This window comes from Streptomyces sp. bgisy130, from assembly GCF_057708345.1.
In genome coordinates, this window is record NZ_JBYISA010000106.1 from 1 (window position 1) to 1,437 (window position 1,437).

Annotated in this window: 1 protein-coding gene and 1 pseudogene; one reads left to right on the plus strand and one right to left on the minus strand. The window is 70.6% G+C overall.

Annotated features, from left to right (window positions below):
* Nucleotides 1-834, minus strand: a pseudogene (locus tag AC3EUV_RS38305) (hypothetical protein); the annotation flags it as partial.
* A 186-nt stretch (nucleotides 835-1,020) separates the two neighbouring features.
* Between AC3EUV_RS38305 and AC3EUV_RS38310 the strand changes: the two are divergent.
* Nucleotides 1,021-1,437: glycosyltransferase (locus AC3EUV_RS38310; protein WP_435604892.1), on the plus strand; the 417-nt coding region annotated here is incomplete at its 3' end.

The following is a 1,437-nucleotide window of genomic DNA, read 5'->3' on the forward strand; positions in this document are numbered from 1 at the left end:
GGCCCGCGGTCCGCGCAGCCAGGAGGCGCTGAAGACCAGCGCCAGCAGGACCGTGCCGGCCCAGAAACGCGGCTGGCTGATCGGGTTGTTGACGACCACGTTCACCGCGATCAGCAGCGGCAGCAGCAGCCACCGTAATCCGCGCAGGGTCCGGTCGCCGGCGGTGAACCGCGGTACGTGCACCAGCCCCACCAGCGCCCAGAAAGCCGGCACCGAAAGGGCCCAGGCGGCCATCGCCCGGTCCGCGGACGCGGCCGGCGCCGCCTGCGCCGCGGCCTCGTTGGCGGCCTGCCGGCTGAGGAAGAACGCCGACAGTCCGCCCTGCCCCGGGATCAGCGCGACCGCCAGCAGCAGCGCCAGACCGCACAGCAGCAGCACCCGCCCCGGCGACAGCCGCCGGGCCAGCACCGGTTCGAGGACCACCGAGGTGCGTGACGACCGCCAGGACGCCACCGCCGACCCCGCGCTGTAGGCGAGAAGTCCCGTCTCCACCACGGCCGTTGTCAGGAACGCGGTGTTCGCATCGACCATGAATCCGCGGGGATAGGCGTCCGTCGCGAGCATCGCCAACGGCGCGAGTCCCAGCCACACATAGGAAAAGAGCCAGAAACCGAGAGCGATCAGCCGCGCGCGGACGTCCGTCAGCACCCGGGCCAGCGCCGCACCCGTGTGCACCACCACCACACATTGCACGGCCAGCGCGGCACCGAAGCGGGCGTCGAGCGACTGAAGGATCAGTACCGGCAGCAGCACCACCAGCAGCAACGCCCAGCAGCACAGTGCGGCGATGCCCCGCACCGGCACCGTGGTGCCCGGACGATGTCCGCGCCGCATCGGCCCACCTCCCCCCAACTCCCCACCAGCGACCACAATCTAAGGGACATCGGGAAAACAAGGTCGCCTTCGGGACACAATCGCAACGCAATTCACAGCCCGCGGGCCCCGGCAGCCTCCTACGATGACCGCACATCCAGAGGGGGGCCATTCGTGGAAGACTCGTTCGCGGGCCGGTGTGTGCTCGTGGTCTCGACCAACTACGCACCCGAACACACCGGTATAGGGCCGTACTCGACGCAGATCGCCGAGCACTTGGCCGCGTGGGGCGCGGACACTCATGTCCTGGCGGGCATGCCGCACTATCCCGCTTGGCGGGTGGCGGAGGGCTATCGCGGCCGGTGGCGTGTCCGGGAGCGTCGTGGCGGGGTGACGGTGCACCGCCGGTGGCACACCGTTCCGCCGCGTCAGACTGCCCTGCGCCGGGCCCTGTTCGAGGCGAGCATCCTGGTCCATAGTGCCCTGACACCACCGCGTATCCGGCCCGATGTGGTGCTCTCCCAGATGCCGAGTCTGGCCGGGGGCGTGCTCGGTGGACGTCTGGCGCGGCAGGCGGGGGTACCGCATGTGGTGGTCGTTCAGGACCTGATGGGGGCCGCCGCC